Source organism: Streptomyces sp. NPDC088147, from assembly GCF_044741565.1.
Classification (GTDB): Bacteria; Actinomycetota; Actinomycetes; order Streptomycetales; family Streptomycetaceae; genus Streptomyces.
This window is the reverse complement of sequence record NZ_JBIUSY010000001.1, coordinates 854,722-875,404: the sequence shown is the minus strand read 5'-3', so window position 1 is coordinate 875,404 and position 20,683 is coordinate 854,722. Positions and strand designations below refer to the sequence as shown.

At 71.0% G+C, this 20,683-nt stretch carries 15 protein-coding genes; 6 read left to right on the top strand and 9 right to left on the bottom strand.

Annotation, left to right across the window (positions count from 1 at the left end):
- Positions 1 to 18: 18 nt before the first annotated feature.
- Entirely contained in the window at positions 19 to 1,128 is a 1,110-nt protein-coding gene (locus ACIOGX_RS03015; RefSeq protein WP_356509593.1) for a chemotaxis protein, read from the top strand.
- 159 nt (positions 1,129 to 1,287) lie between these two features.
- Here ACIOGX_RS03015 and ACIOGX_RS03010 read toward each other — a convergent pair whose 3' ends face one another.
- Complete coding sequence (locus ACIOGX_RS03010) at positions 1,288 to 3,264, bottom strand: N-acetylmuramoyl-L-alanine amidase (RefSeq protein WP_401909765.1); 1,977 nt, start codon at positions 3,262 to 3,264, stop codon at positions 1,288 to 1,290.
- A 360-nt stretch (positions 3,265 to 3,624) separates the two neighbouring features.
- Complete coding sequence (locus tag ACIOGX_RS03005) at positions 3,625 to 4,755, bottom strand: aminoglycoside phosphotransferase family protein (RefSeq protein WP_356509597.1); 1,131 nt, start codon at positions 4,753 to 4,755, stop codon at positions 3,625 to 3,627.
- Positions 4,756 to 4,986: 231 nt separating this feature from the next.
- Between ACIOGX_RS03005 and ACIOGX_RS03000 the strand changes: the two genes are divergently transcribed.
- Positions 4,987 to 6,480, top strand: coding sequence for a hypothetical protein (locus ACIOGX_RS03000; protein WP_356509599.1), 1,494 nt, complete (start codon positions 4,987 to 4,989; stop codon positions 6,478 to 6,480).
- Positions 6,481 to 6,627: 147 nt separating this feature from the next.
- Here the strand turns inward: ACIOGX_RS03000 and ACIOGX_RS02995 are convergent, their stop codons facing one another.
- From ACIOGX_RS02995 to ACIOGX_RS02980, 4 genes are all read right to left on the bottom strand, one after another.
- On the bottom strand, positions 6,628 to 8,049 hold the full coding sequence (locus tag ACIOGX_RS02995; RefSeq protein WP_401909761.1) for a PP2C family protein-serine/threonine phosphatase: 1,422 nt from the start codon (positions 8,047 to 8,049) through the stop codon (positions 6,628 to 6,630).
- Positions 8,050 to 8,276: 227 nt separating this feature from the next.
- Entirely contained in the window at positions 8,277 to 8,870 is a 594-nt protein-coding gene (locus ACIOGX_RS02990; protein WP_401759298.1) for a TetR/AcrR family transcriptional regulator, read from the bottom strand.
- Positions 8,867 to 9,229, bottom strand: coding sequence for a DUF1304 domain-containing protein (locus tag ACIOGX_RS02985; protein ID WP_401909758.1), 363 nt, complete (start codon positions 9,227 to 9,229; stop codon positions 8,867 to 8,869). The genes ACIOGX_RS02990 and ACIOGX_RS02985 overlap by 4 nt, the downstream gene beginning before the upstream one ends.
- A gap of 116 nt (positions 9,230 to 9,345) precedes the next feature.
- On the bottom strand, positions 9,346 to 10,062 hold the full coding sequence (locus ACIOGX_RS02980) for a TetR/AcrR family transcriptional regulator (RefSeq protein ID WP_401909755.1): 717 nt from the start codon (positions 10,060 to 10,062) through the stop codon (positions 9,346 to 9,348).
- Positions 10,063 to 10,247: 185 nt separating this feature from the next.
- Here ACIOGX_RS02980 and ACIOGX_RS02975 point away from each other — a divergent pair, with 185 nt between their 5' ends.
- Complete coding sequence (locus tag ACIOGX_RS02975) at positions 10,248 to 11,195, top strand: NAD-dependent epimerase/dehydratase family protein (protein ID WP_401909752.1); 948 nt, start codon at positions 10,248 to 10,250, stop codon at positions 11,193 to 11,195.
- A 207-nt stretch (positions 11,196 to 11,402) separates the two neighbouring features.
- Here the strand turns inward: ACIOGX_RS02975 and ACIOGX_RS02970 are convergent, their stop codons facing one another.
- On the bottom strand, positions 11,403 to 12,227 hold the full coding sequence (locus ACIOGX_RS02970) for an endonuclease (RefSeq protein ID WP_356509611.1): 825 nt from the start codon (positions 12,225 to 12,227) through the stop codon (positions 11,403 to 11,405).
- Positions 12,228 to 12,639: 412 nt separating this feature from the next.
- Here ACIOGX_RS02970 and ACIOGX_RS02965 point away from each other — a divergent pair, with 412 nt between their 5' ends.
- The 3 genes from ACIOGX_RS02965 to ACIOGX_RS02955 are packed head-to-tail and all read left to right on the top strand — an operon-like array spanning position 12,640 to position 17,542.
- Positions 12,640 to 13,899 (top strand): ricin-type beta-trefoil lectin domain protein, encoded by a 1,260-nt coding sequence (locus ACIOGX_RS02965; RefSeq protein WP_356509613.1) that lies wholly within the window; start codon positions 12,640 to 12,642, stop codon positions 13,897 to 13,899.
- Entirely contained in the window at positions 13,896 to 15,293 is a 1,398-nt protein-coding gene (locus ACIOGX_RS02960) for a ricin-type beta-trefoil lectin domain protein (RefSeq protein WP_401909748.1), read from the top strand. The genes ACIOGX_RS02965 and ACIOGX_RS02960 overlap by 4 nt, the downstream gene beginning before the upstream one ends.
- A gap of 17 nt (positions 15,294 to 15,310) precedes the next feature.
- Entirely contained in the window at positions 15,311 to 17,542 is a 2,232-nt protein-coding gene (locus tag ACIOGX_RS02955; RefSeq protein ID WP_401909745.1) for an RICIN domain-containing protein, read from the top strand.
- Positions 17,543 to 17,697: 155 nt separating this feature from the next.
- Here the strand turns inward: ACIOGX_RS02955 and ACIOGX_RS02950 are convergent, their stop codons facing one another.
- Together ACIOGX_RS02950 and ACIOGX_RS02945 are read right to left on the bottom strand one after the other, a co-directional pair.
- A complete protein-coding gene (locus ACIOGX_RS02950; protein WP_356509619.1) occupies positions 17,698 to 18,207 on the bottom strand; it encodes a hypothetical protein in 510 nt (169 codons plus the stop codon).
- Between the two features lie 255 nt (positions 18,208 to 18,462).
- The gene (locus ACIOGX_RS02945) at positions 18,463 to 20,181 is read right to left on the bottom strand and encodes a PHP domain-containing protein (RefSeq protein WP_356509621.1); all 1,719 of its coding nucleotides are present in this window, start codon (positions 20,179 to 20,181) and stop codon (positions 18,463 to 18,465) included.
- Positions 20,182 to 20,683 lie beyond the last annotated feature (502 nt).

Below are 20,683 nucleotides of genomic sequence, written 5' to 3'. Positions count from 1 at the left end.
ATCGAGCGAAGGGACAGCATGGACAGCAATGGTCTGAACCCCGACGTCCTGCGGGAACTGCGTGCGCCACGCACCTATCCGGCCGTGTCCCTGACGATGCCCACGCACCGCCGCGAACCCCACCACGAGCAGGACGCGGTACGGCTGCGCAATCTGCTGGCCGAGGCGGGACGCCGGCTGGAGGCCGAACCCGGTCTGGACAAGCGGACCCGCGCCGCCGTCAGAGGCCGGCTCGACAAGGCCGTCGCCGAGGTCGATCTGCGCCATCTGCTCGACGGGCTGCTGCTGCTCGCCGACGCCGGGGAGTTCCGGGTCTGGTACCTGCCGCGCGAGGTGCCCGAGCGCGTCGTCCTCTCCGACACCTATCTGACCCGCAACCTCGTGGCGGCCACCGCGCAGTCACGGCCGTTCTGGGTGCTGGCGATCGCCGCCGACCGCGCGACGCTCTGGAGCGGGTCCGGGGAGTCCCTGCGCGAGCACCGCGAGGACGGATTTCCCCTGACGCCTCCCGAGGACACCTGGGACGTCGAACGCGAGGAACGGATCGGTGACACCCCGAGCACCTTCACCGACGAGGAGACCCGCCGTTTCCTGCGGTCCGTCGACGAGACCATGGGCGCGGTGCTGGCGCGCCGCCCCCGGCCGCTTTATCTGGTCGGCCTCGCCCCCGCGCTCGCCCTGCTGGAGGAGACGGGCAGCGCCACCCGTACGGCCGTCGGACGGCTGGTCAAGGGCGGTCTGACGGACGGCCCCGCCCCCGTCCTGCTGAAGGAACTCCGGCCCGTGGTCGAGGAGTACGCGCGCCGGGAGAAGGCCGAGGTACTGACCCGGCTGGACGACGCCAAGGGCAGGCGCACCTTCGCCGCAGGACTCGACGAGGTCTGGGAGTCCGTACGCGAGAAGCGGGCCGAGCTGGTCGCGCTCGAAGAGCACTACCGCCGTACGGTCCGCGTCAGCGACGGGCATCTGATCCCGGTCGACGACGAGTCCGCCACGGGCCCCGACGTACGCGAGGACATCGTCGACGAACTCGTCGAAACGGCCCTGGACGGCGGCGCCGAGGTGGTCTTCCTCCCGGACGACGCGCTCGCCGTCCACGACCGGATCGCCGCCGTCCTGCGCTACTGACTCCGACTCCCCGGCACCACACCGCCGTGCCACCACACCGCCGTACGCAGCCGGACGGATCACCTCCCCGGACCGACCACGTACCCGGACAGACAGAGGCCGGGCGTCACCGGCTCCCCCGCGGCCGGCGACGCCCGGCATCCCCCTGCCGGTTCGGTATCAGCGTGCCGGGCGTACCTCCACGTCGGCCGCCTTCACATAGGCGACCCGGTGCCCGAACTGGATCTCGTAGTACGTGTCCTCGCCCCGCACCACCCGGTGTCCGGCGGTGTCGAAGGTCGGCGCGAAGAAGTACTCACTCGGTGCCTGGGCGCCCACCACATAGCGCTGGCCGGCGAGCAGCTTGTAGGGGAACGCCGAGACCGTCTGGACCGGAACCCCCTCGGGGTAGGCCCCGGCCTCCGGATAGGCCCTTCCGTACACCGGGATCTCCGCCAGCCCGGCCTTCGGCGTCAGCACCTGCGCCGTGGCGCCCACGGCGACCGGCTTCGTACGCGGGTTGTGGAACCACGCCTTCTGGCCGAGATACCAGATCGCCGTCCAGTCGCCCTGGCGGCCGGCGACCGCGTACTGCTGGCCGGTCGAGGCGCGGGCGCCCAGGTCGTTGACGTCGGTCGTGGAGTCCTCGCCGCCGGGCCGCAGCCCGATGTCCTTCACGAGCGGCGCGTCCGCGGCCGGGGCGGTGTGCAGCCGTACGGCGCCCGAGCCGTGCGGGGCGCAGGCCTGGCCCGCCTTCTCGCAGCCGGTGTAGGACGGCTGGTTGGCCGCGTAGTCCGGACGGATCGTGACCACGGACGCCGCCGGCCCCGCGGTCGCCCTGAACGGCTTTCCGAGCAGCTGGAAGTAGTGCGCCCAGTCCCAGTAGGGGCCGGGGTCGGTGTGCATTCCGGGGATCGTCGAGGTGGTCGTGCCGGGCACATTGTCATGGCCCAGGATGTGCTGACGGTCCAGCGGGATGTCGTACTTCTTCGCCAGGTACCCGACCAGCCGCGCCGAGGTGCGGTACATCGCCTCCGTGTACCAGGCGTCCGGCGCGGTGAGGAAGCCCTCGTGCTCCAGACCCACCGACTTGGAGTTGATGTACCAGTTGCCGGCGTGCCAGGCGACATCCTTGGTCGCCACATGCTGGGCGACATGCCCGTCGGACGAGCGCAACGTGTAGTTCCACGACACATACTTCGGGTCCTGGATCAGCTTGATGGTGGTGTCCCAGGAGCCCTCGGTGTCATGAATGACGATGTAGTCGACCGACTGGGACCTCGGCCGGTCCGCCTTGTCGTGGTTCCCGTAGTCGCCCTCGCCGAACTCCGCGTACGGCGCCGGGATCCACTCGCAGGCGACCGTACCGGGACACTCGGCCCGTCCCGCGTCGGCCTTCCGCAGACCGAGCCGCGCGGTCTGCGCGGTGTCGGGGGAGACCCGGGGGGCCGCGCGCAGCGCCACTCGCTGGCCGCTGTCCGTCGTACGGTGCTCGCCGTTCCTGATCACGTCGTACACGTCATCGGCGTAGGTCGCGGCCGTCGCGGAGTCGTCCGCCCCGGAGAACCGGGCCACCGCTCCGTACCAGTCGGCCGGATCGCCGCTCAGCGGCTGTCCCAGCTCCCGCTGGGCCGCGGCCAGCAGCGCCGCGCCACCCCGGACATTGGCCGCGGGGCTGCGCCGCAGCTCCTTGGCGGGCAGCCCGGTCAGCTCGGCGGCGCGGTCCAGGGTGCGCAGCCGGGCGGGCAGTTCGGAGGTCTTCGGCAGCGCGGCCCCGGTGACGGTCTTCGCCGCGCGCGAGGTGTCCCCGCGCGGGTCCTCCGTACCCTCCGAGTGGTGCGGCGCGTCGGCGAGCGCGGTCCTGGCGTCGGTCAGATGCATCGGGCCGTAGCCGCCGGTGACGCTCGGGGCGCCGCTGTGCGTGTCCCAGCGGGACTGGAGATACGAGACACCGAGCAGCACGCTCTGCGGCACCTGGTACCGCGCGGCGGCGGCCGCGAACTCACGCTGCAACGCGCCGGATCCCGGCTGTTCCGCGGTGACGGACGGAGTGGCGGAGACCAGGGGCAGCAGCAGCGCGGCGGACGCCACGACACCCCCCGCTCGCAGCGCGCGACCACGCGGGAATCTCGGTCGTGGGGGGACGGAACCTTGCAATGCAGCCTCCAGTGACGGGTGATGCGCGAAGGGGCCTGCCGGGCCGACTGGACTACAGGGGTATCGGCTTCCGGAGGATCCGTCAATCATCAGGCATGGAGGGGATTTCGCACGTCAGCGTGGGTGTCACGGAGTTTCGCGGCGGTGGGGTCCGGGCCTGCGGCGCGTCAGTGGAATGGACCAATGATCAGACATGCGCCCCTGGGAGCGGCCCGAAGCCGCCCGGGGAGGCCGGATAGGCCCGGGAGTCGCGCGGTACCGGGGCCGGCCCGGAGATACGCCGGACGCGCCGCGCGCCCCGTGGTCCGCGCGGGGCGTGCGGCACTGTTCGTTCTCGCCCGGTGCGGCCGGCCGGCCGGATCAGCGGGTCCCCACCGCCGCGCGCACGGCCCGCCGCGCCATCGCGCAGTCGTCGTGCAACCGCCGCAGCAGCAGCCGCTGCTCCTCGGCCGGCGTCAGCCCGCTCTGGTGCACGGACGGCGACGGGTGGGCGGACGGCCCGGTACCGGATGACGGCGTCTCACGCAGCGCGCGCTGCACCGCCGTCTCGTACATCCGGATCTCCCGGGTCAGTACGAGCATCAGATTGACCAGGAACGCGTCCCGCGCCACCGGTCCACTGGCCTGCGCGAGCTGACTGATCCGGCGGCGCGCCAGCGGGGCATCCCCGAGCACCGCCCAGAGCGTCGCCAGGTCGTAGCCCGGCAGATACCAGCCCGCGTGCTCCCAGTCGACGAGCACAGGACCGGCCGGGGACAGCAGGACATTGGAGAGCAGGGCGTCGCCGTGACAGAACTCCATGCCCTGTCTGGCGCCGGCCAGACCGTGCAGCAGCTTCTGCAGATCGCCCAGGTCCCGGTCGGTGAACAGCCCCAGCTCGTGGTAACGGGCGATCCGCGACGCGTAGTCGAGCGGCTTGTCGAACAGGCCGGCCGGGGGCCGCCAGGTGTTCAGCCTGGTGATCGCGCCGAGCGCGGCCCGCAGATCGGCGCGCGGCGGCGCCTCCACCGGATGGCGCGTCAGCGCGGCGGCCCGCCCCGGCATCCGCTCGATCACCAGCGCGCAGTTCTCCGGGTCCGCGGCGATCAGCCGGGGGACCCGTACCGGCGGCCGGTGCCGGACGAAGGAGCGATAAGCAGCTATTTCGTGCCTGAACCGTTCGGTCCAGACGGGGGAGTGGTCCAGCAGGCACTTGGCGACCGCGTTGGCGCGCCCCGTGGTGCCGACGAGCAGAACGGAGCGCCCGCTGCGCCGCAGTACCTGCACCGGGTTGAACTCCGGGCAGACCCGGTGCACCGCCGTGATCGCCATGCGCAGCTGCGCGCCCTGGGGGCCGGACAAGTCGATTCTCCCGCTGAGCGGTTGGGTGACCGTCCCCGCCCTGAGCCGCGGCCGCCCCGCATGCGTGGGGTCGAGATACGGCCCGCCGCCGGGGGCGACCGTACGCTGCGACCGGGGCGGAGCGGACACGGAGGACGATGCTGTGTACATGGGCGATACAGATCCCTTCGTGTGCCGACGAATTACTCGCGCCTCCCGCCCGGCAGCCATGGGGCACCCTGGGGAGTACGTCCGGCTGCCGGGCCGGGATGGCGCGTTCCTACCTGACACCGTCGACCCCCTGGCACACGAGCTGGCGAAGCCTGGCGAACCGTGGCGAATAGTCGCCACGCCTCTGACAGGCGGTTACTGTCAACTCAGCCGAGAACCTGGGGGCTTGACGTGAGCGGAGAACCCAACACCCGTCTGTCGGATCTGTTCGGCCTGGCCGGCTGGTCCAAGGGCGAACTCGCACGGCTGGTGAACCGGCAGGCGGCGGCCATGGGCCACCCCCAGCTGGCCACCGACACCTCGCGGGTGAGGCGTTGGATCGACATGGGGGAGACCCCGCGCGATCCCGTGCCGAGAGTGCTGGTAGCCCTGTTCACCGAGCGGCTCGGTCGTGTCGTGACCATCGAGGACCTCGGGTTCGTACGGAGCGGGCGCGCGGGGAAACGACGGGACGCCGGGAACGCGGACAACCCCGACGCCCTCCCCTGGGCGCCCGACCGGACGGCTGCGGTCCTCACCGAATTCACGGGAATGGACCTCATGCTCAACCGTCGCGGCTTGGTGGGCGCGGGTGCCGCGCTCACCGCAGGCTCAGCACTCACCAGCGCCATGCATGACTGGCTGCACTCCGACCCCGCACTCTCGTCCGACGCCCCCCGGATCGACGATCCCCTGCACGCGGAACCCGCCGGGTTCGACCGTTACGAGGCCGCCCCCATCGGGTCGCAGGAGATCGAGGCCCTGGAGCGATCCGTCGAGGTGTTCCGCGCCTGGGACGCCGCCCGGGGCGGCGGGCTCCAGCGCAAGGCCGTGGTGGGCCAGCTCAACGAGGTGGGCGGCATGCTCGCCTACCGTCACCCCGACCATCTCCAGCGGCGCCTCTGGGGCGTCGCCGCCAACCTCGCCGTACTCGCCGGCTGGATGTCCCACGACATCGGTCTCGAACCCACGGCCCAGAAGTACTTCGTCATCGCCACTCACGCGGCGCGCGAGGGCGGCGACCGGCCCCGCGCGGGCGAGGCCCTGTCCAGGGCCGCTCGTCAGATGGTCCACCTCGGCAGGCCCGACGAGGCACTCGATCTGATGAAGCTCGCGGATTCGGGTTCGGGCGAGGAGGCGCTGCCCCGCACCCGGGCCATGCTGCGCACCATCGAGGCATGGGCGCACGCGTCCATGGGCCGCGGCAAGGCCATGCGCCGCACCCTGGGCGAGGCGGAGGAACTCTTCGTCGCGGACAAGCAGGATGTCCCGTCGCCCTGCTGGATGCAGATGTTCGACGAGGCCGATCTGCACGGCATGGAGGCCCTGGCCTTCCGTACCCTCGCCGACCACGAGCCCGCGGCGGCGATCACCGCGCAGCAGCACGCCAAGCGCGCGCTGGAACTGCGCGGCAACGACCGGCAGCGCTCCAAGATCTTCGACTACATCTCGCTGGCGTCCGCCTGCTTCATCGCCGACGATCCCGAACAGGCCGACCGCTACGCGCGGCTGGCGCTGGTGTCGATGGGGGAGACCTCCTCGCACCGCACCTGGGACCGGCTGCGGGAGATGTACCGGCTCACCGGCCAGTACGCGGGGTCCGAGAAGATCGACGATCTGCGCGAGGAACTGAAGCTGGCCATGCCGAGGGGGCCGGTGAAGCGGACGGGGAAGGCGGATGTCTGACGTCCCTCCGCTGTACGGAGCCGCTTTCGGGGGAGCCGTGCTTCCGGGAGCCGCCCTTCGGGGAGCCGCCCTTCGGGGAGTCGCTCCTCGGGGTCGCCCGGGGATTCTCCGTCAGTCGGGACTTCTCCGTCAGTCGGGACTTGTCTGTCAGCCGGGGATCCTGACGACCATCAGACAGGCGGCGTCCGCGCGTTCGGCGCTGTCGCACTCCTCGGCGATCAACTGAGCCCACTCCCGCGCGGAGCGGGTCCCGGCCGCCCGGGGCGCCAGTCCGATCAGGCGCTCGCGCGTCGGCCCGTCGCCGTCGGTGTGCAGCACCAGGAGATCCCCGGGCAGGAGCTGGACTTCGGCCTGCTCGTACGCGGCCCCCGAGGTCGCCCCGAGCAGTACGCCGTCCGGCGGCGTGAGCGCGCGCCCCGTCCCGTCGCGGAACAGCAGCGGGGCGGGGTGGCCCGCCTGCGCCCAGGAGAAGGTCCGGGTCTCCGGGGCGTAGCGGGAGCAGAGCGCGCTGCCCAGCGCCGGCTGTTCCGAGGACTCCAGCAGCTGGTTGAGATGGCCGAGCAGGGCTCCGGGCGCGATACCCGCCACGGCCATTCCGCGCAGCGCGCCCAGCAGCATGGCCATCGAGGACGCCCCGGCCACCCCGCGTCCGGTCAGCTCGCCGATGGTCAACAGCGACTCCCCGGAGGGGAGTTCGAGGGCGTCGAACCAGTGACCACCGGTCGCCGGGTGCGCCGTGGCGGGGAGCCTGCGGGCGGCCAGGTCCAGCGCGTCGGGCCCGCTGCTCGGCAGATACGAGGAGCCGTGCCAGGCGGGGAGCACCGCCTCGTGCAACTCGGCCACCAGCCGGTGTTCGGTCTGCGCGAGATGGTGCTCGCGCCGGAGGGAGTCACGGGAGTCGCGTAAGGACCGCTCGCCGTCGCGCAGCACGCTGATGTCGCGCATCACGGCCCACATGGAGGCGGTGCAGCCGTCGGTGTCGAGGACGGGCTCGCCCATCATGTGCAGCGTACGGACCTCGCTGTCGGCACCGACGATCCTGAACTCGCCGTCGATGGGCTTCCCGTCGATCAGACAGTCCGTCACCATCACGGTGAGCAGCGCCTGGTCCTCGGGGAGCACCAGGGACGGGAGTTCGTCGAGTGTCAGCGGTCCGCTCCGCGGATCGCGTCCGAGGATCCGGAACAGTTCCTCCGACCAACTGACCTCGTCGGTCAGGAGGTTCCACTCCCCGCTGCCCACCCGGCCGGGCCGTGTTCCGGGGCCGTCCTGAGCGGAGTCCTGGTTCGGGGAAGCGTCCTGTGCCGGACGGCCGGACGCGCCTTCCGTCTCCGGCCTGCCCGCCCTGAGCTGGTCCAAGTGGGATCCCAGCTGGTCCAGTTGACGTACCGCCAGATCGCAGAGCGCCCGCTGCCAGCGCCAGAGCGTGTTGCCGTCGTCGACCTCGGTGTCCCGGCGTACGGCGTCCACGTCACCGCGCAGCCGGCGGGTCCGGGTGATGAGCGCGTCCACCGTCCCCGGCTCGGCGGGTTGCGGCGCGGGGCGGTCCGCGAACAGAGGGGACGGCATCTCGTACTCCGATACGGGGTGGCGCGGCCTGTCGGTGGGGGGACCATGACGACTGTCGCACAGGCGCCCCGGGCACGTAAGGCGTTTGGCAACACTCGGGTCGATCGTGCCTTTGGCATATGCCGCAGGCTGTACGTCTCGCATGCACGCACCGCCGTTCTCGCCCTCGCCGTGGTCACGCACCGCCGGCCGGACCGGCCTCGCGCCGTACTCCTCCGCCGGGGCGCTCAGGCGACCGGCATACGGTGCAGCGCCACCAGCAGCCGCCAGACGCGTGCCGCGATGTCCTCCGGCGTGTCCTCGATCAGCCCGTGCAGCCAGTCCGCCAGCACCCCGGCGAAGGCGGCGGCCACCGCCGACGCGATCAGCTCGGGCGCGGGCGCCCCGGCCAGGGTCCGCTCGACGCGGCTGCGCTCCCGCAGTTCACGGTGGAGCAGTTCGCCGAGCGGGCCGCTCCCACCCGGGCGCAGCAGCGTCCGGTAGAGCGCGGCATGCGGAGTGAGGCCGGTGAAGAACGAGGTCAGCGCGGGCGGTGGGACACGTGGATCGGGGGTGCCGCGCCAGGCGTGCAAGGCGTCCACGGCGTCCCGGACCACCTCCGCGCAGGCGTCGACCGCCAGCGCCTGAAGGTCGGGGTAGTGCAGATAGAACGTGGCCCTGCCCATCCCGGCGCGGCGCACCAGGGCGGCGACACCGACCTCCTCGAACGGGTGCTCCGCGCAGGCGTCGAGCAGGGCCTGCCGGAGCCTGGCCCGGGTCCTGGCCGTACGGGGATCGCCCGTAGGCCCGCTCGCGGGCGGTCCCGCCGGTGCGCCGGTCATCCCGCCGCCAGCACCGCGGCCAGGGTGACCGCGCCCGGCAGCGCCTGCACGAACAGGATGCGCCTGTTCGCGGTGGCCCCGCCGTACACACCGGCCACGACCACGCAGATGAGGAAGAAGAGCTGGACGCGGTGCCCCGTCGGGTCCGCGGCGATCAGTCCCCATATCAGCCCCGCGGCCAGGAAGCCGTTGTAGAGACCCTGGTTGGCGGCGAGGGGCGCGGTCGCGCGGGCCATGTCGGCGTCGAATCCGGACAGTTCACGGCCGGGCTTGCGCTCCCACAGGAACATCTCCAGCACCATCACATAGACGTGGAACGCGGCCACCAGGCCGACCAGGACATTCGCGGCGGTCTGCATGATCGGGTCTCCTGGGGTTCGGGCACTGCTGGACAGGTGTCCATGAATCATAGACACCTGTCCAGTAACTGCCCCGGGCGGGGTGCGGTGGCGGCCTCCGGGCGGTGCGCCGGTGGCTACGGCAGCCGGAAGGCGTCGGCCAGCGTGTCCATCTGGGCCGTCAGCAGGGTGCTCGACCGGTGCCCCATCCCCCCGTACAGGCCGGAGACCTCCAGGCTCACCGTGCCGTGCAGTTGGGACCAGGCCAGCACGGTCCCGGCGAGCGCCGCGCCGGCTCCCGCCGCCGGTGCGGCCGTGCCGGTGTACTCCGTCAGCCAGTCGCCCACCGTGCCGTCGTCCCCGGCCCACGCGTCCATCTCGGCGACGACCGGCCGAACCGCGTCGGTGGGTTCGGCGCCCGCGAACACCTTCAGGAACGGGCCGAGCGCGGCCCGCGCGCGCAGCAGGGTGTCGGGCGGGGCCGCGTAGCCGGGGACCGGCGTCCCCTGGATCAGCAGATAGCGGTGCGGCTGGGCGACGGCCCAGTCGCGGTACGTCCCGGCCAGTACATGCAGGGTGGCGCGGGCGCTCCCGGGCGGCGCGCCGGCCGCCGCGCGTTCCATGGTCCGCGCCACCTCGTCGTAGGCGTCCCGGATCAGCGCGCTGAGCAGATCGTCACGGCCGGCGAAGTACCGGTACAGCGCGGGCCCCGAGAGGCCCATCTCCTTGGCGATCCGGGTCAGCGCCACGGCCTGCACGCCGCCCTCGGCGAGCTGCTGGAGCGCCGCCGACTTGATCTCCGCGCGGGTCTGTTCGCGGTAGCGCGCCCGGGGGGTCCGTGCCGCGTCGGCCATGACGTCCTCCTGTGTGCGTGATGGTGCCTCGTGAAGATTACAGGCCATAGCTCCTCAGGGCGGGGTACGGAACGGGCCGCTTGTGATTCACCATCGCGAGAGTTATGGTCAATAACAGAAGTGAGCGACAGTAGCTCTACGGGGGCTCACAACACCCCTCGGACTCCGAACGAAAGGGACTCGTCATGTCCGCTGCCGACCGCGACCTCCACACCGTGCTGGGGGCGGGCCCCGCCGGCACCACCCTCGCCGTCGAACTCGCCCGCCGCGGCCGTCCCGTACGACTCGTGGACCGCGCGGGGGCGGGAGATCCCCTCGAAGGCGTGGAGCGGTTCGCCGCCGATGTGTCCACTCCCGAAGGGGCTCTGGCCGCGGTGGACGGCGCCGCCGTCGTATACCACTGCGTGAACGTCGCCTATCACCTCCAGGTCGAGGCGATGCCCCGGATCCAGCGGGCGGTACTGGGCGCGGTGGAGGCCACCGGCGCGCGCCTGGTGGTGCTGGACACCCTCTATCCGTACGGCGAGACGCACGGCGAGGTCATGACCGAGGACACGCCCTGGCGGGCGACGTCACGCAAGGGCCGGATGCGGGCGCGGCTCGACGAGGACTATCTCGCCGCGCACCGCGACGGGCGGGTTCGCGCGGTGCTCGCCCGGTCGGCCGACTTCGTCGGTCCCGGCGTGCTCAACTCGTCGCTGGGCGGGGCCACCTTCCCGGCCGCGCTGACGGGTGGTGAGGTACTCGCCCTGGGCGACATCGACCTGCCGCACAGCTATACGAACATCGGTGACGTGGCGACGGGACTGGCCACGCTCGGCGAGCGGCCTGAGGGTGACGGGCGGGTCTGGCATCTGCCCACCGCGCCCGCCGTCACCACCCGCGAGATCCACGCGATGATCGAGCGGCGGGTGGGCGGCGCGCTCAAGACGTTCGTGCTCGACGCGCCGCGCCCCGTCGGGCCGTTCGACGAGGTCTTCATGCGGGAGTACGAGGAGATGTTCTACCAGCACACCGAGGCGCAGATCATGGACTCGTCGGCCTTCGAGCGGACGTTCGATATCCGGCCCACCCCGCTGTCCGAGACCATCGACGCCACGCTGGACTGGTACCGCGGCCTGCCGGCCCGGTAACCGGTAACGGCACCGGTCGCGGGCCGGACGCCGGGCCACGTACCGGGGTACGCGCCAGGGCAAGCCGAAGCCCCCGGGCGAAGCGTGTCCCGGGGGCTCGGCCAGCATTCCCCGCTGGGGGCGCTTGGAGTTAACGCGGCACAGTCTGGCACCGCGGGCGATCAGGCGCGGGCAGGCCGCGCCGTGATCACCGGACGGCCCGCACGATCACCAGATGGACTCCACCCATTCCGGGTGGTCGATGAACGGGTTGCGGTTGTGCTGGAACTGGTCGTATATGACCTGGTTGCGGCGCTGCTCGAAGGCGTCCGGCGGGTCCTCGTCGTTCCACTGCTTGAGTACGGACAGCTTCCCTATCGCGGGGCTCGATCCGTTGTTGACCCGCTCGTTGGGTTCGAGGTCGGGCCAGGAGTCGTCGCCCTCGTACCGTACGGCCATGTACAGGATCATCCGGGCGACATCGCCCTTCACCGCGTCGCGCGGCTCGAAGGAGTCGGAGTCCGTGTAGTTGCCGGGCGCGCCGGAGACCGCGCTGCCGCCGTTGTCGAAGTCCTTGTTCCCGCGAATGGAGTTGACGCCGACGTCCTCCGGGCGCAGATGGTGGACATCGGTGCCGGGGCCGGTCGCCTCGCCGAAGTCGCCGTGGGACTTGGCCCAGACGTGTTCGCGGTTCCACTGGCCCGAGTTGCCGCCGTTGCTCGACTTGGAGATGGACCGGCCGGTGTACAGCTCGATCACGTTCGACGAGTTCTTGGGGTCCTGGTCCGTGGCCTTGAGCGCGGTCCAGACCTGGGCATAGGTGATCTTCGTCTGGTTCTTGATGATCGAGTGCAGCGACGACTTGAGCGCGGCGCCGGTCTTGCCGATGGCGCCCTGGTAGTACGTGTCGTCGAGCGCGGCGGTGGCCGCGGCGGCGGGTGCGCTCTCCTGGGAGGCGACGGCGGGTGCGGCGGCCGCGGTGGTGGCGAGCACCGCGGTGGCGGCGCAGAGAGCCAACAGCGTGCGTCGGGTGGGACGTTGGCGACGGGACATGGGGGAGCTGTCCTCTCCGGCGGGACCACCGCGGCGCACGGCCACAGGGTGGGGGGCAGCGCGGCGCGTGGTCGTGAAGTAACGGTTCAGCGGGAGCCTTCCACAGGGCATGTGTCCTCGTGTGAACGCCCGGTGTCGGTCATGTGCAGGTCAAGTTTTGGCTTCACTGTCCGACGTCATCCCGGCGTCATCCGGCCTGGTTGTGGCGGGTCTGCGTTCATATGTATGGGCGCTGGACGTAAATCTGGTCAACTTTGGTCCATACCAGCTTCTTGACGGCCCCTCGCACCCTCCCTTAAATCAAGTATTGAAATAAGCGCCCGAGGCGGCTCTCCCCGAAGCTCCCGGGCGTGTGCGATGTCATGCGCATGACCCCCCACTCGAAGTGATGTGATGACCTGTGCGAATCCCCATGGGACGCCGAATTGCGCTCTACGCGCTCGCTCTTCTCTGCTGTTCCAGCCTGGCGGCGGCGGTCCCCGCCGCCGCGGCCCCCGCACCCGAGCCGTCGGCCGGCGGGGTCGGGGCGGCGGCGGTCACGTTCTCCGACGACTTCAACGGCGCCGCGGGATCGGCCGTCGACGGCGGCAAGTGGCAGATCGAGACCGGCGACAACGTCAACAACCACGAACGGCAGTACTACACGGCGGGCAACAACAACGCCGCGCTCGACGGCCAGGGCAACCTGGTCATCACCGCGCGCAAGGACAACCCCGGCAACTACCAGTGCTGGTACGGCCGGTGCGAGTACACCTCGGCCCGGCTCAACACGTCCGGCAAGTTCACCTCGACCTACGGACGGGTCGAGGCCCGGCTGAAGGTCCCGCGCGGCCAGGGCATGTGGCCCGCGTTCTGGATGCTCGGGAACGACATCGGCAACGTCGGCTGGCCCAACAGCGGTGAGATCGACATCATGGAGAACGTCGGCTTCGAGCCCGGCACGGTCCATGGCACCCTGCACGGCCCCGGCTACTCCGGCTCGGGCGGCATCGGCGCCGGCTACACCCTGCCGAACGGCCAGGCGTTCGCCGACGCCTTCCACACCTTCGCCATCGACTGGTCGCCCAACGCCATCACCTGGAGCGTCGACGGCAACGTCTACCAGACACGCACCCCGGCGGATCTCGGCGGCCGTTCCTGGGTGTTCAACAAGCCCTTCTTCATCATCCTGAACCTCGCGGTCGGCGGCTACTGGCCCGGCGACCCCAACGGCAGCACGCCGTTCCCGTCCCAGCTCGTCGTCGACTACGTGCGCGTGAGCACGATCGACGGCGGCTCCGGCGGCACCGGGGGCACGATCACCGGACTCGGCGGCAAGTGCATGGACGTGGCGTCCGCCAGCTCCGCCAACGGCACGCCCGTACAGCTCTACGACTGCAACGGCTCCGCCGCCCAGAAGTGGACCGTCGCCTCCGACGGCTCGCTCCGCGCGCTCGGCAAGTGCCTGGACGTGAAGGACAACAGCACGGCGGACGGCGCGCAGCTCCAGCTGTGGGACTGCACCGGCGGCCCCAATCAGCGCTGGGCCGTCCCGGACGCCCGCGACATCGTGAACATCCAGGCCAACAAATGCGTCGACGTGGCCGGCAACAGCTCCGCCAACGGCACCCGGCTCCAGATCTGGACCTGCACGGGCGCCGCGAACCAGAAGTGGACGGTGAACCGCGCATGACGACGGTACGCACCCTCCGCACGCCCCTCAGATCCTTCGCCCTGCTGGCGGCGCTGCCCCTCGCGATCGGCGCGTCGCTCGTCACCGCGCCCACCCCCGCCACCGCGGCGGTCGCCGCCGTCGGCACGATCACGGGCCTGGGCGGCAAGTGCGTGGACGTGGCGTCCGGCAGCTCCGCCAACGGCGCGGCCGTACAGCTCTACGACTGCAACGGCTCGGCCGCCCAGCAGTGGGACGTCGCCTCCGACGGCTCGATCAGGGCCCTCGGCAAGTGCCTCGACGTCAAGGACAACAGCACCACGAACGGCGCGCAGCTCCAGCTGTGGACCTGCACGGGATCCGCCAACCAGAAGTGGTCCGTCTCCGCGGCCCGCGACATCGTCAACACCCAGGCCGACAAGTGCCTGGACGTGACGGGCAACAGCTCCGCCAACGGCACCCGGCTCCAGATCTGGACCTGCACCGGAACGGCCAACCAGAAGTGGACCGCGCCCCCGGGCGGCGGCGGCAACCCCGCCCCCGGCGGACCCATGGCGGTCGCACCGTACATCTACAACGGCTGGGGCAGCCCGCCCAACCCGACCACCGTCATGAACGCGACCGGCGTGAAGTGGTTCACCCTGGCGTTCGTGCTCAGCAACGGCTACTGCAACCCCCAGTGGGACGGCGGACGCCCGCTGACCGGTGGAGTGGACCAGCAGACCATCAACACCGTGCGCGGCGCGGGCGGCGACATCATCCCGTCCTTCGGCGGCTGGAGCGGCAACAAACTGGAGAGCTCCTGCTCCAGCGCGGGTGAACTGGCCGCGGCCTACCAGAAGGTCATCAACGCGTACGGCCTCAAGGCGATCGACATCGACATCGAGGCCGCCGCGTACGACAGCCCCACCGTCCAGCAGCGGACCGTGGACGCGCTCAAGACCATCAAGGCCAACAACCCAGGCATCAAGGTCTATGTCACCTTCGGGACCGGCCAGAACGGTCCGGACACCAGCCTGATCAACCGCGCGGCCGCCGCCGGGCTCACCGTCGACAGCTGGACGATCATGCCGTTCAACTTCGGCGGAGCCGGACAGAACATGGGCACGCTCACCACCCGCGCCGCCGAGGGCCTCAAGAACGCGGTCAAGAACGCGTACGGGTACAGCGATGACCAGACGTACCGCAGCATCGGCATCTCGTCGATGAACGGCATCACCGACAACAACGAGACGGTGACCGTCGCGGACTTCCGCACCATCCTCGCCTACGCGCAGCAGCACCATCTGGCCCGGCTGACCTTCTGGTCGGTCAACCGCGACCGGCCCTGCACCGGCGGCGGAGCCGACACCTGCTCCGGCGTGAGCCAGCAGGCGTGGGACTTCACCCGCGTCTTCGCCCAGTACGCCGGCTGACCGGGCGAGGAGCCTCCATGAACCAACACCTCGACGGCGGCGGGCAGTCCCGCCGCCGGCTCCACCCGCTCACCCTGCTGCTGACCGTGGTGGCCCTGTGCGCCTCCCTGATCGGTCTGCCCCAGCAGGAGGCCGCCGCGGGCACCACCGCGGCGGCGGCCCTGCCCACCGGCTGGGCCACGATCAGCAACAAGGGCAACGGCAAGTGCGTGGACGCCCGCGCCGCGGCGACCGGCAACGGCACCGCGGTGCAGCAGTACGCCTGCAACGGCAGCCTCGCGCAGAACTGGTCGCTGACGGCGACCGGCGCCGGCTACGTCAGGGCGGGCAACCGCAACGCCGACAGCCAGGTCTGGGACGTCACCGACGTCTCGGCCGCCGACGCCGCCACGATCCAGCTCTGGACGTACAGCGGAGGCAACAACCAGCAGTGGCAGCCGGTGGAGGAGGCCGACGGCGCCTACCACTTCGTCAACCGCAACAGCGGGAAGTGCCTCGACGTACCGAGCGCCTCGACCGCCGACAGCGTCCAGCTCCAGCAGTACACCTGCAACGGATCCGCCGCCCAGTCCTTCCGGGTGCAGGCCGCTGATCCGCCGGCGCCCCCCGGCACCCCGGATCTCGGTCCCAACGTCGTCGTCTTCGATCCGTCGATGTCGGCCTCCTCGATCCAGAACCGGGTGAACGCGACCTTCCGGCAGCAGGAGACCAATCAGTTCGGCGCCCAGCGCGCGGCGTTCCTGTTCAAGCCGGGCACCTACGACGCCGATGTGAACGTCGGCTTCTACACGCAGGTGGCCGGCCTCGGACTCTCGCCGGACGACGTCAATATCCGGGGCGCCGTCCATGTGGAGGCCGACTGGTTCCCGCCGCAGAACGCGACCCAGAACTTCTGGCGCAGCGCCGAGAACCTGTCCGTCACCCCCACCACCGGCACCGACCGCTGGGCCGTCTCGCAGGCCGCCCCGTACCGCCGGATGCATGTCCGCGGCAACCTCGCGCTGGACGACGGCGGCTGGGCCAGCGGCGGATTCATGGCCGACTCGAAGGTCGACGGCCAGGTCAGGTCCGGTTCGCAGCAGCAGTGGCTGTCCCGGAACACCGAATGGGGCAGCTGGACGGGGTCCAACTGGAACATGGTGTTCGTCGGCGCCCAGAACGCGCCCGCGAACAGCTTCCCCAACCCGCCCTACACCACGGTCGACCAGACGCCGCAGGTGCGCGAGAAGCCCTTCCTGTACGTCGACTCGGCCGGCGCCTACAAGGTGTTCGTGCCCGCGCTGCGCAGCAACTCGAAGGGCACGACCTGGTCGGGCGGCGCTCCCGCGGGTACGTCGCTCCCGCTGGACCAGTTCTACATCGCCAAGCCCGGCGCGACGGCCGCGGACATGAACGCCGCGCTGGCGGCGGGCAAGAACCTGCTCGTCACCCCCGGCGTCTACCACCTCAACCAGACGCTGAGGATCACCCGTCCCGACACCGTCGTCCTCGGCCTCGGCCTCGCCACCCTCATCCCGGACAACGGCATCACCGCGGTGTCGGTCGCCGATGTGGACGGCGTCAAGGTGGCGGGTGTGCTCATCGACGCGGGCACGGTCAACTCCCAGCGGCTGATGGAGGTCGGCGCCGACGGCTCGAACGCGAGCCACGCCGCCAACCCCACCTCGCTGCACGATGTGTTCTTCCGCATCGGCGGCGCGGGCGTCGGCAAGGCGACCACCAGCCTGGTCGTCAACAGCCGCAATGTGATCGGCGACCATATGTGGATCTGGCGCGCGGATCACGGCAGCGGGGTCGGCTGGAACACCAACACGGCGGACACCGGTCTGGTCGTGAACGGCGCCGACGTCACGATGTACGGCCTGTTCGTCGAGCACTACCAGAAGCATCAGACGATCTGGAACGGCAACGGCGGCAGAACGTACTTCTACCAGAACGAGATGCCGTACGACCCGCCCAACCAGGCGGCCTGGATGAACGGCGCGACCCAGGGATACGCCGCCTACAAGGTGGCCGACTCGGTGACCAGCCATCAGGCGTACGGCCTCGGCAGCTACTGCTTCTTCAACGTCAACAACAGTGTGACGGCGGAGCACGCGTTCGAAGTGCCCAACAACGCCAATGTCCGCTTCCGCAACATGGTGACGGTGTCGCTGGGCGGTACGGGCACCATCCGGCATGTCATCAACGACAGGGGAGGCCCGTCGAACTCGGCCACCAACGTGGCCAATCTCGTCAGCTACCCCTGAGCGGGCAGACCGGGTCCTGACCCACGGGCGGACCCGGGGACGGACCGAGGAACAACGGGAACACCCCGGGCACCGGAGCGACATGACGGTGCGCGGGGTGTTCCCGTTTCTGTCCTCGCCCGTCCTCCACCGGGCGGGCGCGGTCGGGAAGCGGCTCAGGAGGCCGGCTCCACCTCCAGGAAGCGCCGTCGCCGCGGCCCGCGGTAGAGCAGGGCCTCCCACCCCAGGCGCGTCAGTACGGCGGCGCACTCCGTCAGGGCCCGTTCCTCGTCCTGGGCGGCCCCTCCGCCGTGCGGGCCGAGCCACTCCACCCGTACGGCGGCGGGAGTCCCCCCGGCCCTTGCGGCGGCCGGGGGATCAGCCGCGCCTACGCGATATCCCGTCGCGACGCGCTGTCCCGAGCCGTCGACCGCGGACGCCGGGAGACCGGCGGCCTCCAGCGCGAGCGCGACGGCGCGCACCGGCCGCCGCCGCTCCCACGGGGCGGGAACCGCCGCCGCGTCCCCCGGCCCGGTGTGTGTCAGCCGTCGGATCTGGAGCAGTCCCTCGAAGGCGACCCGGACCTCGGCCGTACGCTCCCGGGGCGTCGTCCCGCACACCGGGCCGTCGCCCGTCGCGGCCTCGAAGCCACCGGGCCGCTCCGTCCCCTCGTCCTCGCTCGTCATCCCCGCCGCCGTCCCCTTCCGCCCCGCTCTCGCGCCCGGACCGACAGAAGACCCCGACCGGACGGGGGACGCCGGTCGGGGTCGTCATCAGGGAGAGCGTGGATGGCGGTCGCCTCGCGGCGATAGGCTCCATGGGGCTTCAGCCGAACGATCTTCCCCATGGGCGATTCTCATATGGGGCCCGGGGACTCAGTTCCATCCACACCCTCACTGGGTCCAACGGCGGACCCCCGCCGATTGTTCCCGGGGGTACGGTCAGGACGGGAGCACCCAGATGGGGTTCGAGTAGAACCACAGGTCCTTCCACGGGTCGGCGTCGCCCAGCACGTCCATCGCCGGGCCCACGGGGTCGACGGACGCGCCGTTCGGCCCCACGGCGGTGCGGTTGCCGTCCGTGCCGCGCAGCCGGACGTAGAGCGGTCCGGATACCCGGCCGAGCCGGTACGTGAGCCGCACGGTGCCCGTCGACTTGTTGACCTCGAAGGACTTCGCGACCCTGGCGGTCGGCGCGGTGAAGGTGTCCCTGTCGTGGACGTGGCCGGTGACCTGGCCCTGGATGACATCGACCCGGGCCAGCTTCGGCACGAACTGCGCCCAGTTGGTGCCGTTGGCCAGCGCGATGTCGATGGACAGCTCGACGTCCGTACCGCGCTTGACGTGCAGTGCGCCGCCGAGCGTGGCCCAGCGCCCACCGCCCTTGACCCGGGCGTCCAGACCGCTGATCAGACCGCCGTGGTCGACCCAGATCCGGCCGGCCCGCATACCGTCCATGACCGCCGCGTACGAGAACCGGTCCGCGCCGACATGCGTACGGCTGTAGTGGCCCGGCCAGTAGTCGCCCTTCCCGAGGTCGAGGCCCGTTCCGTACACGGGGTCGGAGTGCTTGCCGTTGGCGTTGAAGTCGTCGTCGGGCCCGATCACGGACGGCTCGGCGTAGACGCTGTGCGAGTCCGAGTTGGCGGTGATCCACCACGGCTTGCCCTCGGCCAGCAGACTGTCCCAGAGACCGCCGACCGTGGAGGTCATCCAGTCGAAACCGCCCCAGGTGCGGTAGCTCTCCGGCGGATACGCGGCGAAGGAGTTCGCGCCGGGCGCGTTCTCGTAGTAACCGCGGCCGCCGCCGCTGCCGACCGGCTTCGGCAGACCCGCCGCCTGGTGGCCGGGCGCGCCCTCCATACCGATGGCGATGGGGTGGCCGGCCGAGGTGGCGTCGCGCCAGCCGCGGATCTCGTGGGGCGAGTCGATGCCGTTGCGGGCCGGGTGGTTGGCGAGCATCACCGCGTCGTCGACCTTGCGCCGGCGCACCTGGTCGGCGAGGAACTGGAGCCCGGAGACGGCCAGTGCCTCGTTCGTGGCGTTGGAGGTACTGGGGTGCAGGCTGCCGTCGTAGTCGGTCTCGAACTTCTTCAGCACCTCCACCTCGTTGCGGCCCGGGTGGACGAAGACCGTGGCGTGCTCGGCGCCCGGGATGTTCCACTCCAGGCCCTGGAAGACGAGCTGGTCCTTGTAGGTCTCGCGGGCTTCCTTGATGTCCGGGTTGACCTTCTCCACACCGATCTTGGCGTGCGCCGCGCTGCCGTGGTCGGTGATGACCATCCAGTCGAGACCGTGCGCCGTGCCCTGGCGCACCTGGTCGACGACGCGGTACTTGCCGTCGCTGCTGTACTGCGTGTGGATGTGGTGGTCGCCCGCCAGCCAGAGGAAGCCGTCGCTCTTGCCCCGGCCGGACGCGTTGCCGGAACCGCCCGGACGCGCGGCCGCGGCGGCGGCCCCGCCCAGCACGCCCGCTCCCGCCAGGCCCGCGCCGAGCAGACCGGTGCGGCGCAGCATCGAGCGGCGGGACAACTGGCTGGGCGACAGCTCACTGTCCGGCACGCCGGCGTCGAGCGCCGGAGGCAAGGGGCCGGTTTCGGCCTGGACGTGGTGCGTGTGGTCGTGTGCGTGGTCGTGCGGGTGGTGATGGCCGTGGCCCATTGCTGCTCCTCGCCGATGCCTGTGATGCCCAGCGGGTCAGATGTTCGATTACTGGGATGACGGCGCGGCGACGGGAGCGCGTACGTGCGATGTTGAATGCCGTACGGAGTCCTGGTCCGGGTACGTCGGTGCAGGTCGTACGGGTGCGGGGCGCCGTCGCTGAACCTCCCCGGGAAGGAGGGCGGCCCGCTATGCACTGCATGTATACGCGCTATGTATAGTGCGGGTATGTCATTCGGCCATGCCCTGTCCGGGCGAGTGAACTCCGCTTCGCCGTGCCCGCTGCCCGCGGCGGCGCCCCGCCGCGTACGTCGTGTGTTCGGTGTGTTCGGCGTGTTCCGGATGGCATAGCCGACTCGCCGGGCCCTCCGGGGCCGCGGCCGAACCGACGTCACCCGGCGCGCCGTCCCGCGCGCCGGCTCCCACCCAGGCCCGGTGCGGGCTCAGTGCTGCGCGACTGAGGCCCTCTCTCCCACCGGCCACCCAGCCATCGGAAGAGGGA